Genomic DNA, 24,584 nt, shown 5'->3' on the forward strand with positions numbered 1-24,584 from the left:
ATTAATCAAATCTGGAGCAGTCTATTTCACAGCATGCTCTCTGGCTATATGGAATAAAAAAAGTGAAGATACTTGTTACTGGTGGCGCAGGATTTATTGGTTCTGCTGTTGTTCGTCACATAATAAATAATACGCAAGATAGTGTTGTTAATGTCGATAAATTAACCTACGCCGGAAATCTGGAATCGCTCGCTGAAATTTCTGATTCTGAACGTTATTCATTTGAGCATGCAGATATCTGTGATGCCGCAGCGATGGCTCGTATTTTTTCACAACACCAGCCAGATGCGGTGATGCACCTGGCGGCTGAGAGCCACGTTGACCGCTCAATAACTGGCCCGGCGGCATTCATTGAAACTAATATTGTAGGTACTTACGTACTTTTAGAAGCAGCTCGCAATTATTGGTCTGGCCTGGATGATGAAAAAGAAAAAAAACTTCCGCTTTCATCATATTTCTACTGATGAAGTGTATGGTGACTTACCCCATCCGGATGAAGTAAATAGCAATGAAACGTTGCCGTTATTTACGGAAACGACAGCATATGCGCCAAGTAGCCCATATTCTGCTTCTAAAGCGTCAAGCGATCATTTGGTTCGTGCATGGAAACGTACTTATGGTTTACCGACAATTGTGACTAATTGCTCGAACAACTATGGTCCTTATCATTTCCCGGAAAAGCTTATTCCATTGGTTATTCTTAATGCACTGGAAGGTAAGGCATTACCTATTTATGGCAAAGGGGATCAAATTCGCGACTGGTTGTATGTAGAGGATCATGCTCGAGCGTTGTATACCGTAGTTACTGAAGGTCAAGCGGGTGAAACCTATAACATTGGCGGACACAACGAAAAGAAAAACATCGATGTTGTGCTGACTATTTGTGATTTGTTGGATGAGATAGTCCCGAAAGAGAAATCTTATCGTGAGCAAATTACTTATGTTGCTGATCGCCCAGGGCATGATCGCCGTTATGCAATCGATGCCGATAAAATTAGCCGTGAATTGGGCTGGAAACCGCAAGAAACGTTTGAGAGCGGAATTCGGAAGACAGTGGAATGGTACCTGTCCAATACAAAATGGGTTGATAATGTGAAAAGTGGCGCCTATCAATCGTGGATTGAACAGAACTATGAGGGCCGCCAGTAATGAATATCCTCCTATTCGGCAAAACAGGGCAGGTAGGTTGGGAACTACAGCGTGCTCTGGCACCGCTGGGTAATCTGATTGCTCTTGATGTTCACTCCACTGATTATTGTGGTGATTTTAGTAATCCCGAAGGTGTAGCTGAAACTGTCAAAAAAAATTCGCCCTGATGTTATTGTTAATGCGGCTGCTCACACTGCAGTAGACAAAGCGGAATCAGAACCGGAATTTGCACAATTACTTAACGCGACAAGTGTCGAAGCGATTGCAAAAGCAGCCAATGAAGTCGGCGCCTGGGTTATTCACTACTCTACTGATTACGTATTTCCGGGAACCGGTGAAATACCGTGGCAGGAGACGGATGCAACAGCACCTTTGAATGTTTATGGTGAAACTAAACTAGCCGGAGAAAAAGCGTTACAGAAACATTGCGCGAAGCATATTATTTTCCGTACCAGCTGGGTATATGCAGGTAAAGGAAATAACTTCGCCAAAACAATGTTGCGTCTGGCAAAAGAGCGCGAAGAACTGGCTGTGATAAACGATCAGTTTGGCGCACCAACAGGTGCCGAATTGCTGGCTGATTGCACCGCTCATGCCATTCGCGTGGCAGTAGACAAACCAGAAGTTGCTGGTTTGTACCATCTGGTTGCTGGCGGTACAACAACCTGGCACGATTATGCCGCTCTGGTATTTGAAGAAGCGCGCAAAGCAGGGATTAACCTTGCTCTTAACAAACTTAACGCCGTGCCAACAACGGCCTATCCCACACCAGCCCGTCGACCCCATAACTCTCGCCTCAATACAGAAAAGTTTCAGCAGAACTTTGCGCTTGTCTTGCCTGACTGGCAGGTGGGCGTGAAACGAATGCTCAACGAATTATTTACGACTACGGCAATTTAACAAATTTTTTGCATCTCGCTCATGATGCCAGAGCGGGATGAATTAAAAGGAATGGTGAAATGAAAACGCGTAAAGGTATTATTCTGGCTGGTGGTTCCGGCACTCGTCTTTATCCTGTGACGATGGCAGTAAGTAAACAACTGCTGCCGATTTATGATAAACCGATGATTTATTATCCGCTTTCAACGCTTATGTTAGCGGGTATTCGCGATATTCTTATTATCAGTACGCCACAGGATACACCGCGTTTCCAACAATTGTTGGGGGACGGGAGCCAGTGGGGGCTTAATCTACAGTATAAAGTACAACCGAGTCCGGATGGCCTGGCGCAAGCGTTTATCATTGGTGAAGACTTTATTGGTGGCGATGATTGTGCACTCGTGCTTGGAGATAATATCTTCTATGGACACGACTTGCCAAAATTAATGGACGCTGCGGTTAACAAAGAAAGCGGTGCAACGGTATTTGCTTATCACGTTAATGATCCTGAACGCTATGGTGTCGTGGAGTTTGATAATAACGGTACGGCAATTAGCCTGGAAGAAAAACCGCTGGAACCAAAAAGTAACTATGCGGTTACTGGGCTTTATTTCTATGACAATGACGTTGTGGAAATGGCGAAAAACCTTAAGCCTTCTGCCCGTGGCGAACTGGAAATTACCGATATTAACCGTATTTATATGGAACAAGGACGTTTGTCTGTCGCAATGATGGGGCGTGGCTATGCATGGCTGGATACAGGGACGCATCAAAGCCTTATTGAAGCAAGTAACTTCATTGCAACAATTGAAGAGCGTCAGGGATTAAAAGTATCTTGCCCGGAAGAAATTGCTTATCGTAAAGGATTTATTGATGCTGAGCAGGTGAAAGTATTAGCCGAACCGTTGAAGAAAAATGCTTATGGTCAGTATCTGCTCAAAATGATTAAAGGGTATTAATAAAATGAATGTAATTAAAACTGAAATTCCTGATGTGCTGATTTTTGAACCAAAAGTCTTTGGGGATGAACGTGGCTTCTTTATGGAAAGCTTTAATCAGAAAGTATTCGAAGAGGCAGTGGGGCGTAAGGTTGAGTTTGTTCAGGATAACCATTCGAAATCAGTTAAAGGTGTTTTAAGAGGATTGCATTTTCAAATTAAACCTTATTCTCAGGCAAAATTAGTTCGCTGTGTTAAAGGTGAAGTTTATGATGTCGCTGTTGATATACGTCCTGACTCAAGTACATTCCGTAAATGGGTTGGTGTATTCCTTTCAGCGCGAAATAAAAAACAATTATGGATACCCGAAGGCTTTGCTCATGGTTTTGTAGTAATTAGTGAAGAGGCCGAATTTCTATATAAAAACGACCAATTATTACATGCCAAGTGCCGAAGGTTGTATCAGATGGAATGATCCTATATTGAATATTGACTGGCCAATAAAAAGTAATGAACTTATCCTATCGGATAAAGATAAAAATGCTGATTTTTTTTTGGAGAATAAGGAATGCAGATGATACCTTTTAATAAACCGTATCTTCATGGAAATGAGTTGAAATATATTTCAGAAGCTGTGTCGAATGGTAAGATCTCAGGTGATGGAATTTTTACAAAAAAATGTCATGATTTTTTTCAGGAAAAATACGGATTTCAGAAAGCGCTTTTGACTACTTCCTGCACAGACGCGCTGGAAATGGCAGCAATTCTGTTAGATATCAAGCCTGGCGATGAAGTTATAGCACCTGCTTATACCTTTGTTTCAACTGTAAATGCTTTTGCTCTCAGAGGTGCAAAAATAATTTTTGCTGATAGTTATGATGATAATCCAAATATGGACCCAGAATCTGCGAGTAAACTTATCACAAATAGAACAAAAGCAATAATCGTTGTGCACTATGCAGGTGTAGCATGCGATATGGATAGATTTTTAGAAATTGCTAAAGAATACGGGATTCATATTGTTGAGGATGCTGCCCAGGCAATTGATTCATATTATAAAGATAGACCGCTAGGCAGTATTGGTACATTTGGGACATTTTCATTTCATGAGACCAAAAATATAATATCAGGAGAAGGAGGATTAATTGTTTTAAATGATGGTGAATATTCTCATCGAGCAGAAATTATCAGAGAGAAAGGAACTAATCGCGCCTCTTTCTTCAGGGGGGAAGTCAATAAATATGGATGGGTTGATATAGGTTCTTCTTTTCTTCCATCGGATATAATAGCCGCTTATCTTTATGCGCAATTGGAGAATATTGAAACCATTCAAAATAAACGAAAGGAATTGTGGAATGAATACTATAGTAACCTAAATGATTTGGCTAGTTCTGGATATATTCAACTTCCTAAAATACCAGAATACGCAACCAATAATGCACATATGTTTTATATACTGTGCCATGATCTTAAAAAACGCTCTGAACTTATCTCTTACCTTAAAGAAAACAAAATACATTCTGTTTTTCATTACCTATCATTAAATAAAAGTGAATACTATATTAAACAAAATGAAAAGGTTAATTTGAAAAATAGTGACAAATTTTCAGATTGTTTGCTCAGACTACCAATGTATTATGAGTTGGAGAGTAAGCAGGTTAACTATATTTCGGAAAAGATAACTGAATTCTTTAAAAAAAATGCTTGAAATAAAGTGGTGGTATTATAACCACCACTTTATGCTCTGGAGGAAGTCTATATTATGAAGTATGGTTTATGAATAAACAAGTTAAGATTTTAACCTACATATATAGCGTAAGGATATATTCCGCATTAATTACAATTATTCTTATTCCAATACTGATAGATATAGTTGGATTAGAGACATATGGTCTAATTGGATTTTTTACAGTTCTTCAGGCTTGCCTTAGTATCTTGGATGCTGGCTTGGGAAGCGTAATAACTAGAGAAGCAATTATTTCTAGGAAAAATCAAGAAACATATAAAAAAATTTAACATACTATATAAAAAAATAGTTATGTTTTTTTTTAGTTGTGTCATTTTTATTAGCTATCATTGGTTGGTGGATAAGTGAGCAGTATAGTGCTTCATGGCTCAATACACAACTGGATAGAGGGGTGGTTGTTTTTTGTACAACATTGATGTTTTGGATATTTGCATTACGTTATATGCAAGGGCCATCTCGTAGCATACTACTTTCTAACGAATCACAAGTTACATTGACAACTATTAATTTATTCAGCATTACACTATCTCAACCATTAACGATATTTTTAATGAAATACTTTAATGAAGGGATTGAGTTTTATTTTTCGATGCAATTGATTTCATCGGCTATTAGCTGTGCTTTAATGGTGTTGTGTAGTGAGAAAATAAGAAAAACAGGATTATTATTATGTCCTCCAAAAGAAAATAATATCGAACTTAGTGATACATCAGTTAAGAAAATAATAGGATTCGCGTTACAGTTGTCAACTTTATCAATTTTATGGGTTTTGGTTAATCAATCAGATAAATTAGCACTAACCAAATACAGTACATTGACCGAATATGGCATTTACAGTGTGGCGGTATCAATAATAAGTGTATTAGCTATATTGAGTGACCCACTAAATCAATATTTACAACCCAAGCTAACAAGATATTATCATCAAAAAAACTTAAAAGCATATTCTGAATTGTTTAGCAATTCGTTGATATTTATATTTATCGTTACAATACCGCTAAGTGCATTTTTGGTTTTTTATAGTAAGGATATTATATTTATATGGAGCGGTAATGAAACATTATCAGTAAAAGCTGCCAACTATTTACCATGGTTATTTATAGGTGGAGTATTTTCAATATATTCCAATTTTGTATTTTTACTGTTATATAGCTTTGGTGAACTAAAGAAACATACTATTGTCTATGCACTATTTAGTATTATCGTAATCCCGGTAAATATCTTTGTTGCAAAAAAATATTTTGGAGAGGGAACATCTATTTTCTTTGGTGTAAGTTCTGCTTTTTTATTTTTATTATGGGGCGGGTATAATTTTGCCAAGTTCTTTATCAAAGGATTACGGATTATATATTTATATATCATTCCTTTATTTTTTGATAGAGTTGATATTATTTTAAGTTTTCTACAAAAATTTCAATATGAGCATGGTGTTAAATGGATTTTATTTGTACAACTATTTTTAGTGGGCTTTGCAGGGCTTGTGTTTGCTATTGTTCACTGTATGTTGATAGCGAAAAGAGTTTCACAAATTTCATTAAAGATTACTGATAAATGAATATATATATATATACAAACTCATATGATGAAAATAGCGGCGGTTCTGTGGTTTTGCATCGGCTATGTCATATAATTAACAAATACAGTACTCATAATGCATATTTAGTTAAATTAGACCCATTTTATTATGGAAGCAGAACAATTAGGAAGTTTCTATCAAAATTAAAATGGGAGCTTTATGGTAAATTTAAGTTTAAAACTAATAATGAGTGGGATACTCCTGTTTGGCTAAAACTAAATAATTTTCCGTCAGATTCTGTGGTGATCTATCCTGAAATAATTAATGGTAATCCTTTAAAAATAAAAAATGTTGTAAGGTGGCTGTTACATCAGCCAGGATATCATACTAATATTGTGGACTATGGAAAAAATGAACTCTATTTTAAATTTAACTCAGCGATTAATGACTTTTATAATGAGGGATCTTGCTTAGCATCAAATGAGCTAAAGGTAATTTACTATCCGATTCAGATATACAACAATAAAGTAAGTCAAGAAAGGGATATAGAATGTTGTTATCTTATTCGGAAAGGTTCTGACAAAAAAATAGTTCATCCCCCAAATTCAATAAAAATTGATGGTTTAACACATCAACAAATAGCGAATATATTTAAACGAGCACAAAAATTTATTTCTTATGATGATTATACTGCATATTCTATATTTTCTGTTCTATGTGGTTGCCCATCATATGTTGTACCAACAGAAGAGCAAAGTGTGAACGACTGGTACCCTAATGAAAGCGACCGTTATGGGATAGCTTATGGTTTTACTGAAGAACAAATTAATTGGGCAGAAAGGACCAAAGATAGAGTCTATAGTCATATAGTAGCTGAACATAATAAATCAATAGATAGAGTTATTAATTGCTTGCAAGAAATTGAATTTTTTTGGTAATAGCAAATTATAAACTAGTTACATATAACATAATCTATGTTGGTTTGGTTAAGTTTTACTAATGGATTGACCGTTGTATGATTTAATACATTGCATCTAACTAGTGATAGGAAAAATATGATAGAACAAGGTAAGTATATTATTGCGATTGTGATTCTTTTCAGGCCGGAAACTAATCGGGTACATGAATTATTAAGAACAACAATTGTACAAGTTGACAAAATTGTACTTGTAGATAACACGGATGATCCGAGTTTTATTATACCTGATGCAGAGTTTGAATCATACGAAGATAAAATTGAGCTCTATCGTTTAAACAACAATTTGGGTATTGCAAAAGCTCAGAATATTGGAATTCAATATGCCAAGCAATCGAAGGCATCACATATTTTATTTTTGGATCAAGACAGTATCCTTCCAGAAGATATGGTTAATACGTTGCTGTTGAGTGAACGTTCTCTTATAAATGACGGAAAACAAGTAGCTGTACTTGGTCCAGCATTTAAGGATGAGAAAACTGGAAAGATAACAGGAGCAATCCATATAAAACCTTTTCAGAAAACAACATTGCTCCAAGGCGTACACCCGATAGAGACTGATTTTCTAATTTCCTCAGGGAGTTTGATTAGAATGGAAGTCCTGGAAAAAAATAGGTGTTATGGATGAGTCTTTGTTTATAGATTTTGTCGATATTGAATGGTGCGAACGTGCGAAGAAAATGGGGTTAATATCTTATGTAGTGCCAAACATTGTCATGATGCACAATATTGGAAATGAAGCGAAACGTGTATTTGGGAAAAATGTGATAATGCATAGTGATTTTAGACATTATTTCATAGTTAGAAATTCAATATATCTAGTTCGTAAAAATAAAATATCATTCAATCATCGTGTATATTTGTTTTTTAAGTTACCATTATTTATAATTGTACATACACTTAGTGCATCTTCAAAATTAAAGAAAATCAAGTTGTTAGCGATTGCAATAAGAGATGGTGTAACAGGTAAAATGGGGAAAGGTTACTTCTCTAATTCTTGATAATATATTGGCAATTAAAAACTAATGTTAAGCTATATTAACCATTTTATCGTGAAATGAGATTGTAATGTTTTTATACCTATCAATATTTATAAGCATCGCTGCACTATCATTTCTTCCTGCGCAGAAACTCTTGCTAAAAGCAATAATGATATTCTTGTTTTTAATGTGTGCATTTCGCGGCGAGTCTGTCGATAGGGATTATGCAAACTATATCATGTTGATTTTTGATTCGGCAAATAACTTATTATTTCCAATAGAGCCATCATTTAAATTGATGAGTTTTATTGCAATCAATGTATTTAATGCCTATTTAATTGTTTTTGTCGTTTTTTGCGCTGATATCAATTTCATTAAAATATAATGTAATTAAAAATTGTTCACCTTTTTTATTGCTATCAGTGCTCGTGTATTACTCTAATACTTTTTTATTGCAAGATATGACTCAGATAAGGGCTGGGGTTGCAGGCGCTATAGTCTTATATTCGGTGTTGCAGTATGCTAAAAAAGACAAAAGCCATAGAATTTGTCATATTGATCTCTCTTGCAGCAACATTCCATATAACTGCATTATTATTTCTTGTTGTTTTATTGTTTGATCCATATGCTGTTAGCCGAAAATACATCATTATTTATTTTTTTATGCTATTTGGTGCGTATTTGTCTTATTATTCGGGGGTGAACTTTTTTAACTGTAATAAATTTTATCCCTATTTCTTATGTACAATATAAGTTCAGTGATTATATTAACCAAAGTCAAGGTGCTGATTTTGTCCCTGTTAATATTTTTTCTGTAATGCAAATATTACATCTGCTTATAGTTACACTTTCTTTTGTTATTGCTCGGGAAAAATTATTGATAGGTAAGGGGGTGCTTTTTTTAAAAATCTATTCTTTATCCCCGCTTGCTTTCATTGTTTTATCTTCACTGCCAGTTTTTTCATTACGTGTTAGTGAACTTTTTTCTATCAGTGAGATAATATTACTTCCATCCTTAGTCCTCCTTTTCAAGCAAAAAAATTTTGCAAAACTAGTCGTCGTTGGTATATGCTTTATCATGTTTTATATAAATATTTATCATCTTGAGATTTTAAAAGAATACTCGGTTCTGTAGATTTGGATAATATCAGATATAAGTAAAACCTGAGTTTTATTCAGTATGTGAAATACAATTAATGTTGATGATATAGGAAAAAAATGAAATTAAAAAAAAATGGCTATTTTATTATCGAGTTATAATGGCGAAAAATATATTAGAGAACAACTGGAGTCGATAATAAAGTGCTATAGAGATTTCGATTTGCATATTCATATACGAGATGATGGTTCTGTTGATTCAACATGTGAAATTATTAAAACACTATATGTCGCAAAATCACTCCATATTTTTGTATGAAGGTGAAAATGTTGGGGTTATAGCTAGTTTTTTGTGGTTGGTTAAGAAAGTTGAGGATTATGATTACTACGCCTTTTGTGATCAGGATGATGTATGGGATCCCCTTAAATTGATTGCTGCAACAACTAAGATTGCACAATATGAGCAAAATACAGCAATAGGCTATTGCTCTTCGTATAATTATGTTGATGATAAATTGAATTATATAGGTTGTTATGATTCTCATAGTGATTTTTCGCTGAATAATATATTGATTGAAAATTGTGCGCCTGGTTGTACTTTTGTTTTTAACCAATATTTACGTAAATTATATTTAGATTTAGATTTAGAAGAGGAAAATATTGCCAATCGGATTGTTATGCATGATTGGTTTTTTTTAATACTGGCAAAAATATCCGGCATATTAATATATGACCACAACAGTTATCTCAGTTATAGACAGCATGATAATAATGTTGTAGGCATAAAATCGGGATTTAAAAATATTTTTCATAATAGAATAAGGCAATTTAAAAAAAATAAAAAAATGGAAGCCATCTTTTATTGTTTCAGATGGAGTTGATTTCTTTATACTGTTTAAGACATAACAAAAAAGAAGCGTATGCAATGAGTAGAGATTTTGTTGAATGCCAAGATAGTTTAGTAGGTAGATTGAAGTATGTTCTTGCGAGGCGTGTAAAGAGAGTAAAATTTATGGATGATGTATTTTTTTAAAATTTTATTTGTTACTGGATGGTTTAAGTAAATAAGGATTAAATATGTCTCGTAAAAATGGTAAACATATATTGCTTGTGGCAAATACACTTTGGTCAGTCTATAATTTTCGGAAAGGATTGATAAAAAGTTTAATTGCAAAAGGATATGAAGTTACTATCGTTGCTCCAGCAGACGATTATATAAGAAAAAATCAAGAGCTTAGGGTGCTATTTTGAATCGATTTCTGTTTCATCTCAAGGAAGAAATCCATTTAAAGATTTAATGCTGTTGTTGAAGTTGATTAAAATATATAGGAAAATAAAGCCTGACTTTATTTTTCATTATACCATCAAACTAAATATTTATGGCTCGATAGCGGCTGGTATTACTAATTGCAAATCTATAGCGATAACTACAGGACTTGGTTTTGTATTTAACAAAGAAACACTTCTAACTAAGTTCATTACTCATCTATATGCGTTTTCATTTCGTTTTGCAAAAGAGGTATGGTTTTTGAATGAGGATGATAGGGATGTCTTTTTAAGAAAAAGAATAATAAATAAAAATAAATCATTCATTTTGGCAAGTGAAGGTGTTGATACTGATTATTTTAGCCCCAAACAAGTTTTGGAACAGATAAATTCTGATGATAATATTATATTTCTTCTTGTAGCCCGAATGCTCTGGGAAAAAGGTGTTGGTGTATATGTTGATGCTGCCAAGCTTTTAAAAGCTGAGTGTCCCAATGTTAGATTTCAATTGTTAGGCGCTTGTGATAGTCATAACCCTGGTGCCATTACAAGACAAGAAATTGAAAATTGGCAACTTAAAGGCATAGTTGAGTATTTAGGTGTAGAAAATGATATTAGACCACATCTAATGAGCGCTGATTGTATAGTTTTACCTTCATTCTATAGAGAAGGAGTACCTCGAGCATTAATGGAAGCATCATCAATGCGCAAGCCAATAATCACCACTAACAACGTAGGCTGCAAGGATGTTGTAGTCGATGGTGAAACGGGATTTATTTGCAATGTACGTGATCACATTGGCTTAGCGAATGCAATGCGTAAATTTATTGCGCTTACGTCACAAGAAAGAATAAATATGGGCTACGCAGGGAGAGAGTATATTATTAGAAAATTTGACGAAAATAAAATAATTAAAATGTACCATAACACATTAGAAAAATATTTATCTTAAAGTATTTGGAGGTTAATTCCGTTGCTTGGTTAGTTATTGATAACTTGTTTGTCAAATATGCATTAAAATTTATGTTGTAAAATTGTTTTGGTTATGATTATATGTTGAATGCAATTTCGTGATGTTTTATTTGTGGTTAATGACTATTGTATTTTTAGATGCGTTTTTGGTTCAATATTCTATTAACATTACTAATTTTTCTTTATATATATTGAAGATCGTTATGCGCACGCTACATTTTATTCGTAATAAATCATTTGCTTTTCATATGATACTTCAGTGATATAATTTTATTGTAACTTAGATTTCTATGATTTCATACATTTTTTAATCTAGTAGTTTGTTTTTTTGAGTCTACTATTAGGATTTAATGCTTGAATTATTATTCAAAAGCATTAATTATATTTTTAATATATTGGGGTGAACTATGTCATTTTTGTCTGATTTAGAACTTAAAGAATTAGGTTTCAAAAAAATTGGTAAAAATGTAAAGATTAGCAGCAAGGCTTCAATTTACAATTCTGAAAATATTGAAATTGGGGATAACTCAAGAATTGATGATTTTTGTCTATTATCCGGAAAAGTTACGGTAGGAAAGAATGTACATATTGCGGCATTTTGCAATATTGCTGGAGGTATAGAAGGTGTAACACTTGGTGATTTCTCTGGACTAGCATATGGTTGCCACGTCTTTTCTCAATCAGATGATTATACTGGGCGTACTATGACTAACCCTACGATACCCAAAAAATTTAAAAAGGAAATAATTAAGCAAGTTGTAATTGGTAAGCATGTCATAATTGGTACAAATTCATTAGTATTTCCTGGTGTAACAATTGAAGAAGGATGTTCAGTCGGAGCTATGACGATGGTGACAAAATCTACCAAACCTTGGGGCTGTTACTTCGGTATTCCTGCAAAAAGGATTAAAGAAAGAAAAAAAGATTTACTGGAGCTTGAACTGCTTTTTAATAAAGAATTAAATAATTCTAAACAAAGTCAGTAAAATAATTTAATATTTGAATTCTGCTGAATGGTTATTATTGAGACGGTAGTCAGGTAAAGGCATTTTGTATGTAGTACAACAGGGAAAGATCATCAGAAGTACACTTTTTGTACCAGGGAAAGATCATCAGAAGTACACTTTTTGTACTAAATAATTCGCATTTTATGTTTAAAAATTGAGATATTCCTCATTACCTGAAGCTGTTTTTTATTACTTATACATGATCAAATACTCCTTACATAATTAAGGAGAGCAAAATGGAACTTAAAAAATTGATGGAACATATTTCTATTATTCCCGATTACAGACAAGCCTGGAAAGTGGAACATAAATTATCGGATATTCTACTGTTGACTATTTGTGCCGTTATTTCTGGTGCAGAAGGATGGGAAGATATAGAAGATTTTGGGGAAACACATCTCGATTTTTTGAAGCAGTATGGTGATTTTGAAAATGGTATTCCTGTTCACGATACCATTGCCAGAGTTGTATCCTGTATCAGTCCTGCAAAATTTCACGAGTGCTTTATTAACTGGATGCGTGACTGCCATTCGTCAAATGATAAAGACGTCATTGCAATTGATGGAAAAACGCTCCGGCATTCTTATGACAAGAGTCGCCGCAAGGGAGCGATTCATGTCATTAGTGCGTTCTCAACAATGCACAGTCTGGTCATCGGACAGATCAAGACGGATGAGAAATCTAATGAGATCACAGCTATCCCTGAACTTCTTAACATGCTGGATATTAAAGGGAAAATCATCACAACTGATGCGATGGGTTGCCAGAAAGATATTGCAGAGAAGATACAAAAACAGGGAGGTGATTATTTATTCGCTGTAAAAGGAAACCAGGGGCGGCTAAATAAAGCCTTCGAGGAAAAATTTCCGCTGAAAGAATTAAATAATCCAGAGCATGACAGTTACGCAATTAGTGAAAAGAGTCACGGCAGAGAAGAGATCCGTCTTCATATTGTTTGCGATGTCCCTGATGAACTTATTGATTTCACGTTTGAATGGAAAGGGCTGAAGAAATTATGCGTGGCAGTCTCCTTTCGGTCCATAATAGCAGAACAAAAGAAAGAGCCAGAAATGACGGTCAGATATTATATCAGTTCTGCTGATTTAACCGCTGAGAAGTTCGCCACAGCGATCCGAAATCACTGGCACGTGGAGAATAAGCTGCACTGGCGTCTGGACGTGGTAATGAATGAAGACGACTGCAAAATAAGAAGAGGAAATGCAGCAGAATTATTTTCAGGGATACGGCACATTGCTATTAATATTTTGACGAATGATAAGGTATTCAAGGCAGGGTTAAGACGTAAGATGCGAAAAGCAGCCATGGACAGAAACTATCTCGCGTCAGTCCTTGCGGGGAGCGGGCTTTCGTAATCTTGCCCTGATTGGGAAAGATATTACGCCTGAAGTTTTAGATGCAGGAGGTAAAAATTCTTTAAGTTTCGCGCCAACAATATTGCACATGTTAGGGATTCAGTATTCAATGAATTATTTTTTGGGGTGTTCTCTTCTTGATAAGATGTGCACATCACCATTCTCACATCTTTCTGCTATTGGCAGCGATTATTTCAATACAAGCAAAGAAAATCATGTTGAACTAATTCAAAATAATAGTAATAATGAATTAATAAAATTAGCCGAACTTTTTTATAACATTAGTGGTTAAATATAAAACTGTACAAGTTACAAGCAATTTCCTAATTAGGAAATATATGGCTGTAAAAGAAGATATAAATTAAGCTATTCTTTATCTTCAATAAGCCGCAATCCGCGGTGACCACCCCTGACAGGAGTAAACAATGTCAAAGCAACAGATCGGCGTCGTCGGTATGGCAGTGATGGGACGCAACCTTGCGCTCAACATCGAAAGCCGTGGTTATACCGTCTCTATTTTCAACCGTTCTCGTGAAAAGACGGAAGAAGTGATTGCCGAAAATCCAGGCAAGAAACTGGTTCCTTACTATACGGTGAAAGAGTTTGTTGAATCTCTGGAAACGCCTCGTCGCATCCTGTTAATGGTGAAAGCAGGTGCAGGCACGGATGCTGCTATTGATTCCCTGAAACCATATCTCGATAAAGGCGATATCATCATTGATGGTGGTAATACCTTCTTCCAGGACACCATTCGTCGTAACCGCGAGCTTTCTGCAGAAGGCTTTAACTTCATCGGTACGGGTGTTTCCGGTGGTGAAGAGGGCGCGCTGAAAGGACCTTCTATCATGCCTGGTGGGCAGAAAGAAGCCTATGAACTGGTTGCACCTATCCTGACCAAAATCGCCGCCGTTGCTGAAGATGGCGAACCGTGCGTTACCTATATTGGTGCTGATGGCGCAGGTCACTATGTGAAGATGGTTCACAACGGTATTGAATACGGTGATATGCAACTGATTGCTGAAGCCTATTCTCTGCTGAAAGGTGGGCTGAATCTATCTAACGAAGAACTGGCACAAACCTTTACCGAGTGGAATAACGGTGAACTGAGCAGCTACCTGATCGACATCACTAAAGACATCTTCACCAAAAAAGATGAAGACGGTAAATACCTGGTTGATGTGATCCTGGATGAAGCAGCGAACAAAGGTACGGGTAAATGGACCAGTCAGAGCGCGCTGGATCTCGGCGAACCGCTGTCGCTGATTACTGAGTCTGTGTTTGCTCGTTATATCTCTTCCCTGAAAGATCAGCGCGTAGCTGCGTCTAAAGTACTATCGGGTCCGCAAGCACAGCCAGCGGGCGACAAAGCAGAGTTCATCGAAAAAGTTCGCCGTGCGCTTTATCTGGGTAAGATTGTTTCTTACGCGCAGGGCTTCTCGCAGTTACGTGCGGCGTCTGAAGAGTACAACTGGGATCTGAATTATGGTGAAATTGCGAAGATCTTCCGTGCCGGTTGTATCATTCGCGCTCAGTTCCTGCAGAAAATCACGGATGCTTACGCCGAAAATCCGAAGATTGCTAACCTGCTGTTAGCCCCGTACTTTAAGAAAATTGCCGACGATTACCAGCAAGCTCTGCGTGATGTTGTTGCTTATGCGGTGCAGAACGGTATTCCAGTACCTACCTTCTCTGCAGCGGTTGCTTATTATGACAGCTATCGTGCCGCAGTACTGCCTGCAAACTTGATCCAGGCACAGCGTGACTATTTCGGTGCGCATACCTATAAGCGCATTGATAAAGAAGGTGTATTCCACACGGAATGGCTGGATTAATCTGATTTAATCAGTATTAAACTAAGGCCCGGCATTTATCGCCGGGCTTTTTTTTTGCTATCAATCTTATTGATTTAAATTCATTGCTTAATACTAACTTAATAAATAGCAGCTATTCTTATAAAGAAAATCTGAAATGTTTTTCGTTTCGTTGACCAGACATCATCGTGGCGTTAAAACTTTTAACTCTTATCAGGATGCTAAAACATCATGATTCATAGTTAAGTTAATTCTGAGAGCATGAAATGAAAATCACCATTTCCGGAACCGGTTATGTTGGCCTGTCTAATGGGCTATTAATCGCACAAAATCATAACGTTGTAGCATTAGATATTTTACCATCTCGCGTTGCAATGCTAAATGATCGGATATCTCCTATTGTTGATAAAGAAATTCAGCAATTTTTGCAATCAGACAAAATACGTTTTAATGCCACGTTAGATAAAAAAAGAAGCCTACCGGAATGCTGATTATGTAATCATCGCAACCCCGACCGACTATGATCCTAAAACCAATTATTTCAATACATCCAGCGTAGAATCAGTAATTAAAGATGTTACAGAAATAAACCCTCATGCAGTAATGATTATTAAGTCCACGGTTCCGGTAGGTTTTACGGCCGCGATGCAAAAAAAAATTCAAGACAGAGAACATCATCTTCTCCCCTGAATTCCTCCGAGAAGGCAAAGCCCTTTACGATAACCTTCATCCTTCCCGTATTGTGATAGGCGAACGTTCTGAACGTGCACAGCGGTTTGCCGCGTTATTACAGGAAGGGGCAGTTAAGCAAAATATCCCGACTCTGTTTACTGATTCAACAGAAGCAGAGGCCATTAAACTTTTTGCCAATACTTACCTTGCCATGCGCGTGGCGTACTTTAACGAGCTGGACAGTTATGCAGAAAGCCTGGGATTGAACACCCGTCAAATCATTGAAGGTGTTTGTTTTGATCCGCGTATCGGCAATCATTACAACAATCCATCATTTGGTTACGGTGGTTACTGTTTGCCGAAAGATACCAAGCAGCTTCTGGCAAATTACCAGTCTGTGCCAAACAATATCATTTCTGCCATCGTTGAAGCTAACCGTACCCGCAAAGACTTTATTGCCGATGCTATCTTGTCGCGCAAACCAAAAGTCGTAGGGATATATCGCCTAATTATGAAGAGCGGTTCAGATAACTTTCGTGCGTCTTCCATTCAGGGGATCATGAAGCGTATCAAAGCTAAGGGGGTAGAAGTGATTATCTATGAACCGGTAATGAAGGAAGAAATGTTTTTCAATTCACGTCTGGAACGTGATCTCGCGACTTTTAAGCAACAGGCGGATGTCATTATCTCTAATCGAATGTCAGAAGAGCTTAAAGATGCAGCAGACAAGGTCTACACCCGCGATCTTTTCGGTAGCGATTAACTATCTGTAATCAGATGATTTTTGGCGGTAGTTGGTATCTATGTTCATGTAACAATTCATTATATTTATTGTTTATCCTATGGCATTCATACGGATTATCGCTAAACTATGGCGACCTGAAATTTTCCGTCTGTTAGGGTAATGATGAAAGTTGAAAATAATAATATTTCTGGGCACAACAATGACCCGGAACAGATTGATTTAATTGATTTACTGATGCAACTGTGGCGTGGGAAGATGACCATTATCGCCACAATCATTGTGGCTATCGTGTTGGCTATTGGATACCTGGCAGTAGCGAAAGAGCAATGGACGTCAACAGCCATTGTCACTCAGCCCGATGTGGGGCAAATTGCCGGCTATAACAACGCCATGAATGTAATTTATGGCCAGGCTGCGCCAAAAGTAGCTGATTTACAGGAGGCGTTGATTGGGCGCTTCAGTTCTGCTTTTTCTGCATTAGCGGAAACGCTGGATAATCAGGAAGAACGCGAAAAACTGACTATCGAACCTGCTGTTAAAAACCAGCCGTTACCGTTAGCTGTTTCTTATGTCGGGCACACTGCAGCGGATGCACAGAAAAAGCTGGCTGAATACATTCAACAGGTTGATGACCGAGTGAATGAAGAGCTGGAAAAGGACCTGAAGGATAATATCGCTTTGGGTATGAAAACCTTGCAGGACTCCCTGAAAACTCAGGAAGTGGTGGCTCAGGAGCAAAAAACGCTGCGTATCCGCCAGATTCAGGAAGCGTTGCAGTATGCGAATCAGGCGCAGGTAATAAAGCCGCAGATTCAGCAGACTGGTGAAAATATTACTCAGGATACGTTGCTTTTGTTAGGTAGCGAAGCGCTGGAGTCGATGATAAAGCACGAAGCGACTCGTCCGCTTGTGTTCTCGCCAAACTATTATCAGACTCGTCAAAACCTGCTGGATATCGAAAGCTTAAAGGTAGATGATCTTGATATTCATGCTTACCGCTATGTGATGAAACCCACACTGCCAATTCGTCGCGATAGCCCGAAAAAGGCCATCACACTGATTCTGGCTGTACTGCTGGGCGGCATGGTTGGCGCGGGAATTGTGCTGGGGCGTAATGCGCTGCGTAATTACAACGCGAAATAGTCTTTTCAGCTTTAAATAAAAAGGGCAGGGTGGTGGCGCCTTGCCCTTTTTTGTTGCTGGATGCGATGCTGGCGCATCTTATTCAGCCTACGTGTGCAGAGCGAATAGTAGGTCCGATAAACTTGCGCATCGGGCAATGGCTCCGGATGCGATAGCTACATCACATCCGGTCAGCCTGCAACTCACTGATGCCGTTTACGCAGGTTCTCAATTACCGTCGTTAAGTCCAGCTCCTGATCCTGCAACAACACCAGCAGGTGATACATCAAGTCCGATGCCTCGTTGGTCAGTTCAAAGCGGTCATGTACCGTCGCTGCCAGTGCGGTTTCCACGCCTTCTTCGCCCACTTTCTGCGCAATGCGCTTAGTGCCGCTGGCATACAATTTGGCTGTATAGGAGGTTTCCGGGTCGGCAGATTTGCGTTCGGCGAGCAGTTGTTCCAGTTGATAAAGGAACAGCCACTGGTGAGCGGTGTCGCCGAAGCAGCTGCTGGTGCCTTTGTGGCAGGTTGGCCCGATGGGATTCGCCAGCACCAGTAACGTGTCGTTGTCGCAGTCCGGGGCAATACTCACCACATTGAGGAAATTGCCGGACGTTTCGCCTTTGGTCCACAGTCGCTGTTTAGTGCGCGAGAAGAAGGTGACTTTGCCGCTTTCGATGGTTTTGTCTAAGGCTTCCGGGTTCATGTAGCCCAGCATTAACACTTCGCCGGATACCGCGTGTTGCACAATCACCGGCATCAGTCCGTCGGTTTTTTCCCAGTCCAGTTCGCGGCGTTGTTGTTCTGTTAACATATCCTGATCTCCACGCCCTGTGTTGCCAGGTACGCTTTTAATTCACCAATATTGATTATTTGTTTGTGGAATACCGAAGCTGCCAGCGCGCCGTCAACGTCGGCATCGCGGAAGGCTTCAAGGAAGTGCTCCATAGTGCCCGCGCCGCCGGAGGCAATCAGCGGAACGTGGCAGACTTCACGCACTTTTCTCAGTTGTTCGAGGTCGTAACCGTTACGCACGCCGTCCTGATTCATCATGTTGAGGACGATTTCTCCGGCACCGCGTTTTTGCACTTCCTCTACCCAGTCGAGTGTTTCCCACTGAGTGACGCGGGTGCGGCTTTCATCGCCGGTATATTGATTCACATGATATTTACCGGTTTCGGCGTCGTACCAGGTATCAATGCCGACCACAATACACTGCACGCCAAAGCGATCCGCCAGGCGAGTAATTAATGTTGGGTCTGCCAGCGCAGGGGAGTTGATGGAAATTTTATCCGCGCCAAAGGAAAGAATTTTCGCGGCATCTTCCAGAGACTTAATCCCACCCGCCACACAAAACGGAATGTCGATTACTTCCGCCACGCGAGATACCCAGCTTTTATCTACTACACGGCCATCGCTGGAAGCGGTGATATCATAGAACACCAGTTCGTCTGCACCTTCTTCGGCGTAGCGTTTTGCCAGCGGCACGATATCGCCAATGATTTCATGGTTGCGAAACTGTACGCCTTTCACCACCTGACCATCACGAACGTCGAGACACGGAATTATGCGTTTTGCCAGCATGCGATGGCCTCCTTCACGGTGAATTTACCTTCCAGTAATGCACGACCAACTATTACGCCGCGAACGCCAGTACCACGCAGGGCCGCCACATCATCAATGTCGCCAATACCGCCGGAGGACTGAAACGCCACCTGCGGATATCTGGCGCACACTTCTTCATATAAAGAGACGTTAGAACCTGCCAGCGTGCCGTCGCGCGAGATATCGGTACACAGCACATGTTTCAGGCCGTCGGGCAGATAGGTTTCCACCAGTTGTTCCAGCGAAACGCCCGAGTTCTCTTGCCAGCCGCTGACTGCCACATGCTTGTTGCCTTGCTCGTCAATGCGTACATCCAGTGCCAGCACCAGCGCATCGGCACCGAAGCGTTCAAACCAGCCTTTCACCATTTCTGGTGATTTCACTGCGGTGGAGCCGACCACCACGCGCGCAACGCCTGCTTCCAGTAACGCTGCCACATCTTCTTCGCTACGCACGCCGCCGCCAACCTGCACAGGGACGTTAACGCCCGCGACCAGGGTTTTAATCAGCGGGATTTGACGTTTAGCCGGATCTTTTGCCCCGGTCAGATCCACAAGGTGCAACACTTCGGCACCTTGTGCGGCGTAATCCTGTAAGCGCGGCAGCGGGTCGTTACCGTAATCACGTTGTTTGCCGTAATCGCCCTGATGGAGACGCACCACGGTGCCGTCGATTAAATCTAATGCCGGAATAATCATCACATCTCCAGGAAGTTTTTCAGCAGCTTAGCGCCAGCGGCACCAGAACGCTCCGGGTGGAACTGCACGCCGTAGAAGTTATCTTTTTGTACCGCCGCGGTGAATGGTTCGCCGTAATTACACTGGGCAATGGTCCACGGATTGACCGGCATTGCGTAACTGTGAACAAAGTAAAAGTACGCGCCGTCTTCAATCCCCTGAAACAGACGGTTGCCTGCCTGCGGGTAAACGCGGTTCCAGCCCATATGCGGCAGGGGCAGACCAAAGTCGGTCATTTTCGGCACGTCTTCGTCGATGATGCCCAGCAAATCGACGCCGTTGCTCTCTTCGCTGCGCCGCCCCAGCAGCTGCATCCCTAAGCAGATGCCCAGCACCGGTTGGGTACAGGCTTTGATGAGTTCAAACAGCTCGCGTTCACGCACCTGATCCATCGCTGCTTGCGCAGTGCCAACGCCGGGCAAAAACAGTTTATCGGCCAGCAACACCACGTCCGGGTCACGGCTGACTTTTGGTTCATAACCGTGACGTGCAATGGCCGACTTCACCGAGTTCAGGTTGGCGCAGCCGGTATCAAGGATCACCACGTTCATTACAGCACTCCTTTCGACGAGGGCAGGGTGTCGCCTTCCACGCGGATGGCCTGGCGCAGGGTGCGACCAAAGGCTTTGAACAGGCCCTCTACACGGTGGTGATCGTTTTTACCTTTGGTTTTCAGGTGGAGCGTCACGCCCATGGTGTAAGAAAGCGAACGGAAGAAGTGCTCGATCATTTCGGTGCTGAGATCGCCCACGCGCTGGTAGGTAAATTCAGCTTTATATTCCAGGTGCGGGCGACCAGAGATATCCAGCACGCAGCGGGCAAGGCATTCGTCCATCGGCAGCACAAAACCAAAGCGGCAAATACCGCGTTTGTCGCCGAGGGCAATTTTTAACGCTTCGCCCAGCGCCAGGCCGGTATCTTCGACGGTGTGGTGATCGTCGATATAGAGATCGCCTTTGACGTTGATTTCCATGCGGAAACCGCCGTGGGTGGCAATCTGGTCCAGCATGTGATCAAAGAAGCCAACGCCAGTGTTAATTTTGCTGCCGCCTTCGCGATCCAGCCACACCTGAACGTCAATCTGCGTCTCTTTGGTGTTACGTACTACGTGAGCGTAACGATCTCGTTTAGTGAGCTGCTCGCCAATCATTGGCCAGTTCAGGGTTTCGCGGTCGTAGCGTAAACCATTAATGCCCATGTTTTCCGCCAGTTGAATGTCGGTCGCGCGATCGCCAATTACATAACTGTTGGCACGGTCCATCGCTTGCTCTGCCAGATAACGCTCCACCAGTTTTACTTTCGGCTTACGGCAGTCGCACTCATCTGCGGGCAGGTGCGGGCAAATCAGCACTTCATCAAACTGCACGCCTTGCGAGGTGAAGATCTGCATCATCAGGTTGTGCGGGCCATCGAAATCCGCCTGCGGGAAACTTTGTGTTCCAAGACCATCCTGATTGGTGATCATCACCAGCTTGTAGCCCGCTTTTTGCAGCTTCAGCAGCTCCGGGATCACACCCGGTTCAAAGGCGAGTTTGTCAAAACGATCCACCTGAAAATCACTCGGCGGTTCGCTAATCAGGGTTCCATCGCGATCGATAAAAAGATACTTCTGACTCATCAAACTTGCTCCGCACGTAAGGCGTCAATGACGCGCTGGCTTTCTTCACGGGTTCCGACGGTAATTCGCAGGCAACCGCTTAAAGAGGGTTGTTTATTCTGATCACGTAAGATAATGCCCTGATCCCACAAAGATTTAAACACTGCGCTGGAAGCTTTAAAGCGCGCCAGAATGTAGTTGGTTTCGGAGTCGAAAACCTGCTCCACGCAGGGGATCTCTTTCAGTGCGGCAATCAGGTATTCACGTTCAGCAATAATTTGTGCCACTCGTTCGCGCATGGCGACGATCCCCTGCGGGTGTAACGCCTGGGCCGCAATGTCGGCAACGGGCGTCGAGAGCGGGTAGGGGGCGATCACTTTCATCAGCAGGTTGATGACTTCTTCGTTTGCCAGCGTAAATCCGCAACGAAGCCCCGCCAGAGCAAAAGCTTTCGACAGTGTGCGCAAAATAGCCAGGTGCGGATATTCCGCCAGCCAGCCAGCCAGCGATGCCTGCGGGCAAAACTCAATATAGGCTTCATCGGCAACCACAATCGCTTTACCGCGGGTTAACTCCAGCAGGGTGCGAAAATCCTGCGGGTTGATCAGTTGCCCGGTCGGGTTATTGGGGCTGCAAACATAGACCACTTTTACGCCGTCCAGCTTGTCGGAAATGCCCTGTAAGTCCAGTTGCCAGTTGTCCAGCGTCGGCACTGTGCGGCACTCGACGCCAATAGTTTCGGCGCTGACGCTGTACATGCCGTACGTTGGCGGGCAGTAGAGGATGGCGTCTCTACCTGGTTCGCAAAAAGCGCGAATCAGTAGTTCAATACCTTCGTCCGCGCCACGGCTGACCAGCACCTGTTCCGGTTTTACGCCTGCATATTGTGCGTAATTTTCAATCACCGCTTTCGGCTGGCATTCCGGGTAGCGGTTGAGCGTTTGCTGAGTGAGCTGAAACTCCACGGCTGTGGGATATTCGTTGGCGTTCAGCCAGACGTCGCCATTACCGCCCAGACGACGCGCCGACTGATACGGCGTCAGGTTGCGGACGTTTTCACGCGCTAAATCGGTAATAGTCACGGTGCTCATGCTTGCTCCTTAAGGGCGTTAACACGCAAAGTAACGGCATTTTTATGGGCGGTCAGGCGCTCGGCGGCGGCCAGTGTTTCAATGGTTGCAGCCAGCGCGGAGAACCCTTCTTTCGACAGTTCCTGCACGGTCATGCGCTTCTGGAAATCCGCCAGGCCGAGGCTGGAACACGTCGCGGTATAACCGTAAGTCGGCAGCACGTGGTTGGTGCCGGAGGCGTAGTCGCCTGCCGATTCCGGTGACCAGTCACCAAGAAATACCGAACCGGCGCTGGTGATGCCATCGACCAGTTCGCGGGCGTTGCGGGTCTGAATGATCAGGTGCTCCGGACCGTACTGGTTGGAGATCTCTACGCACTGCGCTAAATCGTTGGTCACGATCAGACGGCTGGCGCTCAGTGCCTGACGGGCGGTTTCGGCACGCGGCAGCTGTGCCAGCTGGCGTTCGACGGCTTCGGCAACGCAACGCGCCATATCAGCGTCGGGCGTCAGTAAAATCACCTGTGAATCCGGGCCGTGTTCAGCCTGGGAGAGCAAATCAGATGCCACGAAATCCGGCGTAGCGCCGCTGTCGGCGATGACCAGCACTTCCGACGGGCCTGCGGGCATATCGATCGCCGCACCGTCAAGACGCTGGCTTACCTGGCGTTTTGCCTCGGTGACAAAGGCGTTACCCGGCCCGAAGATTTTGTCCACTTTCGGCACAGATTCCGTACCAAACGCCAGTGCGGCAATGGCCTGTGCGCCGCCGACGTTAAACACGTCCTGTACACCGCACAGCTGTGCCGCGTAAAGGATCTCATCGGCAATCGGCGGCGGTGAGCACAGCACCACTTTTTTACAGCCCGCAATACGCGCCGGAGTTGCCAGCATTAATACCGTTGAGAAGAGCGGGGCGGAGCCGCCAGGAATATACAAACCAACCGAAGCGACCGGGCGCGTGACCTGCTGGCAACGCACGCCTGGCTGCGTTTCTACATCTACCGGCGGCAGTTTTTGCGCAGTGTGGAAGGTTTCAATATTCTTTACTGCCACCGCCATCGCCTGTTTTAGCTCGTCGCTCAGGCGATCGCAGGCGGCGGCGATCTCCTCAGCAGACACCTTCAGCGCGGTAACCGTGGTTTTATCAAACTTCGCGCTGTAGTCACGCAGGGCGTCATCGCCGCGTGCTTTCACGTTATCGAGAATATCGTTAACAGTGCGGGTAATGCTTTCAGAAGCGGAGATCGCCGGGCGCATTAACAGCTGGCGTTGTTGCTCCGCAGTACAGCTATTCCAGTCAATGATTGTGTTAAAGCTCATG

At 41.6% G+C, this 24,584-nt stretch carries 21 protein-coding genes and 4 pseudogenes; 18 read left to right on the top strand and 7 right to left on the bottom strand.

The features are described from left to right. Positions 1 to 62 precede the first annotated feature (62 nt). From rfbB to wzzB, 18 genes and pseudogenes are all read left to right on the top strand, one after another. Positions 63 to 1,149, top strand: a pseudogene (rfbB, locus tag CRI63_RS19190) (dTDP-glucose 4,6-dehydratase). Next, a pseudogene (rfbD, locus tag CRI63_RS19195) lies at positions 1,149 to 2,049 on the top strand (dTDP-4-dehydrorhamnose reductase). Before rfbB ends, rfbD begins: the two co-directional pseudogenes overlap by 1 nt. Positions 2,050 to 2,108: 59 nt before the next feature. Continuing rightward, on the top strand, positions 2,109 to 2,987 hold the full coding sequence (gene rfbA / locus CRI63_RS19200; protein WP_105280193.1) for a glucose-1-phosphate thymidylyltransferase RfbA: 879 nt from the start codon (positions 2,109 to 2,111) through the stop codon (positions 2,985 to 2,987). A gap of 4 nt (positions 2,988 to 2,991) precedes the next feature. Further along, positions 2,992 to 3,544, top strand: a pseudogene (gene rfbC / locus CRI63_RS19205) (dTDP-4-dehydrorhamnose 3,5-epimerase). After that, entirely contained in the window at positions 3,541 to 4,674 is a 1,134-nt protein-coding gene (gene rffA / locus CRI63_RS19210; RefSeq protein ID WP_130206905.1) for a dTDP-4-amino-4,6-dideoxygalactose transaminase, read from the top strand. Before rfbC ends, rffA begins: the two are co-directional and overlap by 4 nt. Before the next feature lie 346 nt (positions 4,675 to 5,020). Further along, complete coding sequence (locus CRI63_RS19215; protein WP_276606374.1) at positions 5,021 to 6,268, top strand: oligosaccharide flippase family protein; 1,248 nt, start codon at positions 5,021 to 5,023, stop codon at positions 6,266 to 6,268. Further along, complete coding sequence (locus CRI63_RS19220) at positions 6,265 to 7,167, top strand: WavQ (RefSeq protein ID WP_135520470.1); 903 nt, start codon at positions 6,265 to 6,267, stop codon at positions 7,165 to 7,167. The genes CRI63_RS19215 and CRI63_RS19220 overlap by 4 nt, the downstream gene beginning before the upstream one ends. 117 nt (positions 7,168 to 7,284) lie before the next feature. After that, entirely contained in the window at positions 7,285 to 7,833 is a 549-nt protein-coding gene (locus tag CRI63_RS24505) for a glycosyltransferase (RefSeq protein ID WP_240782774.1), read from the top strand. Next, complete coding sequence (locus CRI63_RS24510; RefSeq protein ID WP_240782775.1) at positions 7,826 to 8,206, top strand: hypothetical protein; 381 nt, start codon at positions 7,826 to 7,828, stop codon at positions 8,204 to 8,206. Before CRI63_RS24505 ends, CRI63_RS24510 begins: the two co-directional genes overlap by 8 nt. A 1,213-nt stretch (positions 8,207 to 9,419) precedes the next feature. Further along, positions 9,420 to 9,602 (top strand): glycosyltransferase, encoded by a 183-nt coding sequence (locus CRI63_RS24515; protein ID WP_240782776.1) that lies wholly within the window; start codon positions 9,420 to 9,422, stop codon positions 9,600 to 9,602. After that, a complete protein-coding gene (locus tag CRI63_RS19235) occupies positions 9,550 to 10,164 on the top strand; it encodes a hypothetical protein (protein WP_240782777.1) in 615 nt (204 codons plus the stop codon). The genes CRI63_RS24515 and CRI63_RS19235 overlap by 53 nt, the downstream gene beginning before the upstream one ends. A 196-nt stretch (positions 10,165 to 10,360) precedes the next feature. After that, positions 10,361 to 10,534 (top strand): hypothetical protein, encoded by a 174-nt coding sequence (locus tag CRI63_RS24520; RefSeq protein WP_240782778.1) that lies wholly within the window; start codon positions 10,361 to 10,363, stop codon positions 10,532 to 10,534. Positions 10,535 to 10,538: 4 nt separating this feature from the next. Continuing rightward, on the top strand, positions 10,539 to 11,501 hold the full coding sequence (locus CRI63_RS19240) for a glycosyltransferase family 4 protein (protein WP_240782785.1): 963 nt from the start codon (positions 10,539 to 10,541) through the stop codon (positions 11,499 to 11,501). Positions 11,502 to 11,928: 427 nt separating this feature from the next. Beyond that, entirely contained in the window at positions 11,929 to 12,507 is a 579-nt protein-coding gene (locus tag CRI63_RS19245) for an acyltransferase (protein ID WP_135520472.1), read from the top strand. 257 nt (positions 12,508 to 12,764) lie between these two features. Next, the gene (locus tag CRI63_RS19250; protein WP_135520474.1) at positions 12,765 to 13,901 is read left to right on the top strand and encodes an ISAs1-like element ISEc1 family transposase; all 1,137 of its coding nucleotides are present in this window, start codon (positions 12,765 to 12,767) and stop codon (positions 13,899 to 13,901) included. Positions 13,902 to 14,326: 425 nt separating this feature from the next. After that, complete coding sequence (gene gndA, locus CRI63_RS19260) at positions 14,327 to 15,733, top strand: NADP-dependent phosphogluconate dehydrogenase (protein WP_135520476.1); 1,407 nt, start codon at positions 14,327 to 14,329, stop codon at positions 15,731 to 15,733. Between the two features lie 245 nt (positions 15,734 to 15,978). Further along, positions 15,979 to 17,147 (top strand): annotated as a pseudogene (gene ugd / locus CRI63_RS19265) (UDP-glucose 6-dehydrogenase). A gap of 144 nt (positions 17,148 to 17,291) precedes the next feature. Beyond that, positions 17,292 to 18,272, top strand: a complete 981-nt coding sequence (wzzB, locus tag CRI63_RS19270) for an LPS O-antigen chain length determinant protein WzzB (protein WP_135520623.1) — start codon at positions 17,292 to 17,294, stop codon at positions 18,270 to 18,272. 182 nt (positions 18,273 to 18,454) lie between these two features. Here the strand turns inward: wzzB and hisIE are convergent, their stop codons facing one another. The 7 genes from hisIE to hisD are packed head-to-tail and all read right to left on the bottom strand — an operon-like array spanning position 18,455 to position 24,583. Beyond that, positions 18,455 to 19,066 carry a bifunctional phosphoribosyl-AMP cyclohydrolase/phosphoribosyl-ATP diphosphatase HisIE gene (hisIE, locus tag CRI63_RS19275; RefSeq protein WP_135487595.1) on the bottom strand — a complete coding sequence of 204 codons (612 nt, stop codon included), beginning with the start codon at positions 19,064 to 19,066 and terminating at the stop codon, positions 18,455 to 18,457. Continuing rightward, positions 19,060 to 19,836, bottom strand: a complete 777-nt coding sequence (hisF, locus tag CRI63_RS19280; protein ID WP_135489124.1) for an imidazole glycerol phosphate synthase subunit HisF — start codon at positions 19,834 to 19,836, stop codon at positions 19,060 to 19,062. The genes hisIE and hisF overlap by 7 nt, the downstream gene beginning before the upstream one ends. Then, positions 19,818 to 20,555 (bottom strand): 1-(5-phosphoribosyl)-5-[(5-phosphoribosylamino)methylideneamino]imidazole-4-carboxamide isomerase, encoded by a 738-nt coding sequence (hisA, locus tag CRI63_RS19285; protein ID WP_135520478.1) that lies wholly within the window; start codon positions 20,553 to 20,555, stop codon positions 19,818 to 19,820. The genes hisF and hisA overlap by 19 nt, the downstream gene beginning before the upstream one ends. Then, positions 20,555 to 21,145, bottom strand: coding sequence for an imidazole glycerol phosphate synthase subunit HisH (hisH, locus tag CRI63_RS19290; RefSeq protein ID WP_096842980.1), 591 nt, complete (start codon positions 21,143 to 21,145; stop codon positions 20,555 to 20,557). The genes hisA and hisH overlap by 1 nt, the downstream gene beginning before the upstream one ends. Next, positions 21,145 to 22,212 (bottom strand): bifunctional histidinol-phosphatase/imidazoleglycerol-phosphate dehydratase HisB, encoded by a 1,068-nt coding sequence (gene hisB / locus CRI63_RS19295; RefSeq protein ID WP_135520480.1) that lies wholly within the window; start codon positions 22,210 to 22,212, stop codon positions 21,145 to 21,147. Before hisB ends, hisH begins: the two co-directional genes overlap by 1 nt. Continuing rightward, positions 22,212 to 23,282 carry a histidinol-phosphate transaminase gene (gene hisC / locus CRI63_RS19300; RefSeq protein WP_135520482.1) on the bottom strand — a complete coding sequence of 357 codons (1,071 nt, stop codon included), beginning with the start codon at positions 23,280 to 23,282 and terminating at the stop codon, positions 22,212 to 22,214. The genes hisB and hisC overlap by 1 nt, the downstream gene beginning before the upstream one ends. Continuing rightward, a complete protein-coding gene (gene hisD / locus CRI63_RS19305) occupies positions 23,279 to 24,583 on the bottom strand; it encodes a histidinol dehydrogenase (protein ID WP_135520484.1) in 1,305 nt (434 codons plus the stop codon). Before hisD ends, hisC begins: the two co-directional genes overlap by 4 nt. Position 24,584 lies beyond the last annotated feature (1 nt).

The sequence above is a fragment of the Escherichia sp. E2661 genome (genome assembly GCF_004745185.1).
Taxonomy (GTDB): domain Bacteria; phylum Pseudomonadota; class Gammaproteobacteria; order Enterobacterales; family Enterobacteriaceae; genus Escherichia.

Coding starts and splice junctions, on each gene's coding strand:
- wzzB (WP_135520623.1), top strand. CDS start 17,292: ATGAAAGTTGAAAATAATAATATTTCTGGGCACAACAATGACCCGGAA.
- CRI63_RS19245 (WP_135520472.1), top strand. CDS start 11,929: ATGTCATTTTTGTCTGATTTAGAACTTAAAGAATTAGGTTTCAAAAAA.
- CRI63_RS24505 (WP_240782774.1), top strand. CDS start 7,285: ATGATAGAACAAGGTAAGTATATTATTGCGATTGTGATTCTTTTCAGG.
- hisB (WP_135520480.1), bottom strand. CDS start 22,212: ATGAGTCAGAAGTATCTTTTTATCGATCGCGATGGAACCCTGATTAGC.
- hisC (WP_135520482.1), bottom strand. CDS start 23,282: ATGAGCACCGTGACTATTACCGATTTAGCGCGTGAAAACGTCCGCAAC.
- CRI63_RS24510 (WP_240782775.1), top strand. CDS start 7,826: ATGGATGAGTCTTTGTTTATAGATTTTGTCGATATTGAATGGTGCGAA.
- hisD (WP_135520484.1), bottom strand. CDS start 24,583: ATGAGCTTTAACACAATCATTGACTGGAATAGCTGTACTGCGGAGCAA.
- CRI63_RS19250 (WP_135520474.1), top strand. CDS start 12,765: ATGGAACTTAAAAAATTGATGGAACATATTTCTATTATTCCCGATTAC.
- hisH (WP_096842980.1), bottom strand. CDS start 21,145: ATGAACGTGGTGATCCTTGATACCGGCTGCGCCAACCTGAACTCGGTG.
- rfbA (WP_105280193.1), top strand. CDS start 2,109: ATGAAAACGCGTAAAGGTATTATTCTGGCTGGTGGTTCCGGCACTCGT.
- CRI63_RS19220 (WP_135520470.1), top strand. CDS start 6,265: ATGAATATATATATATATACAAACTCATATGATGAAAATAGCGGCGGT.
- hisA (WP_135520478.1), bottom strand. CDS start 20,555: ATGATTATTCCGGCATTAGATTTAATCGACGGCACCGTGGTGCGTCTC.
- gndA (WP_135520476.1), top strand. CDS start 14,327: ATGTCAAAGCAACAGATCGGCGTCGTCGGTATGGCAGTGATGGGACGC.
- hisIE (WP_135487595.1), bottom strand. CDS start 19,066: ATGTTAACAGAACAACAACGCCGCGAACTGGACTGGGAAAAAACCGAC.
- rffA (WP_130206905.1), top strand. CDS start 3,541: ATGATACCTTTTAATAAACCGTATCTTCATGGAAATGAGTTGAAATAT.
- CRI63_RS24520 (WP_240782778.1), top strand. CDS start 10,361: ATGTCTCGTAAAAATGGTAAACATATATTGCTTGTGGCAAATACACTT.
- hisF (WP_135489124.1), bottom strand. CDS start 19,836: ATGCTGGCAAAACGCATAATTCCGTGTCTCGACGTTCGTGATGGTCAG.
- CRI63_RS24515 (WP_240782776.1), top strand. CDS start 9,420: ATGGCTATTTTATTATCGAGTTATAATGGCGAAAAATATATTAGAGAA.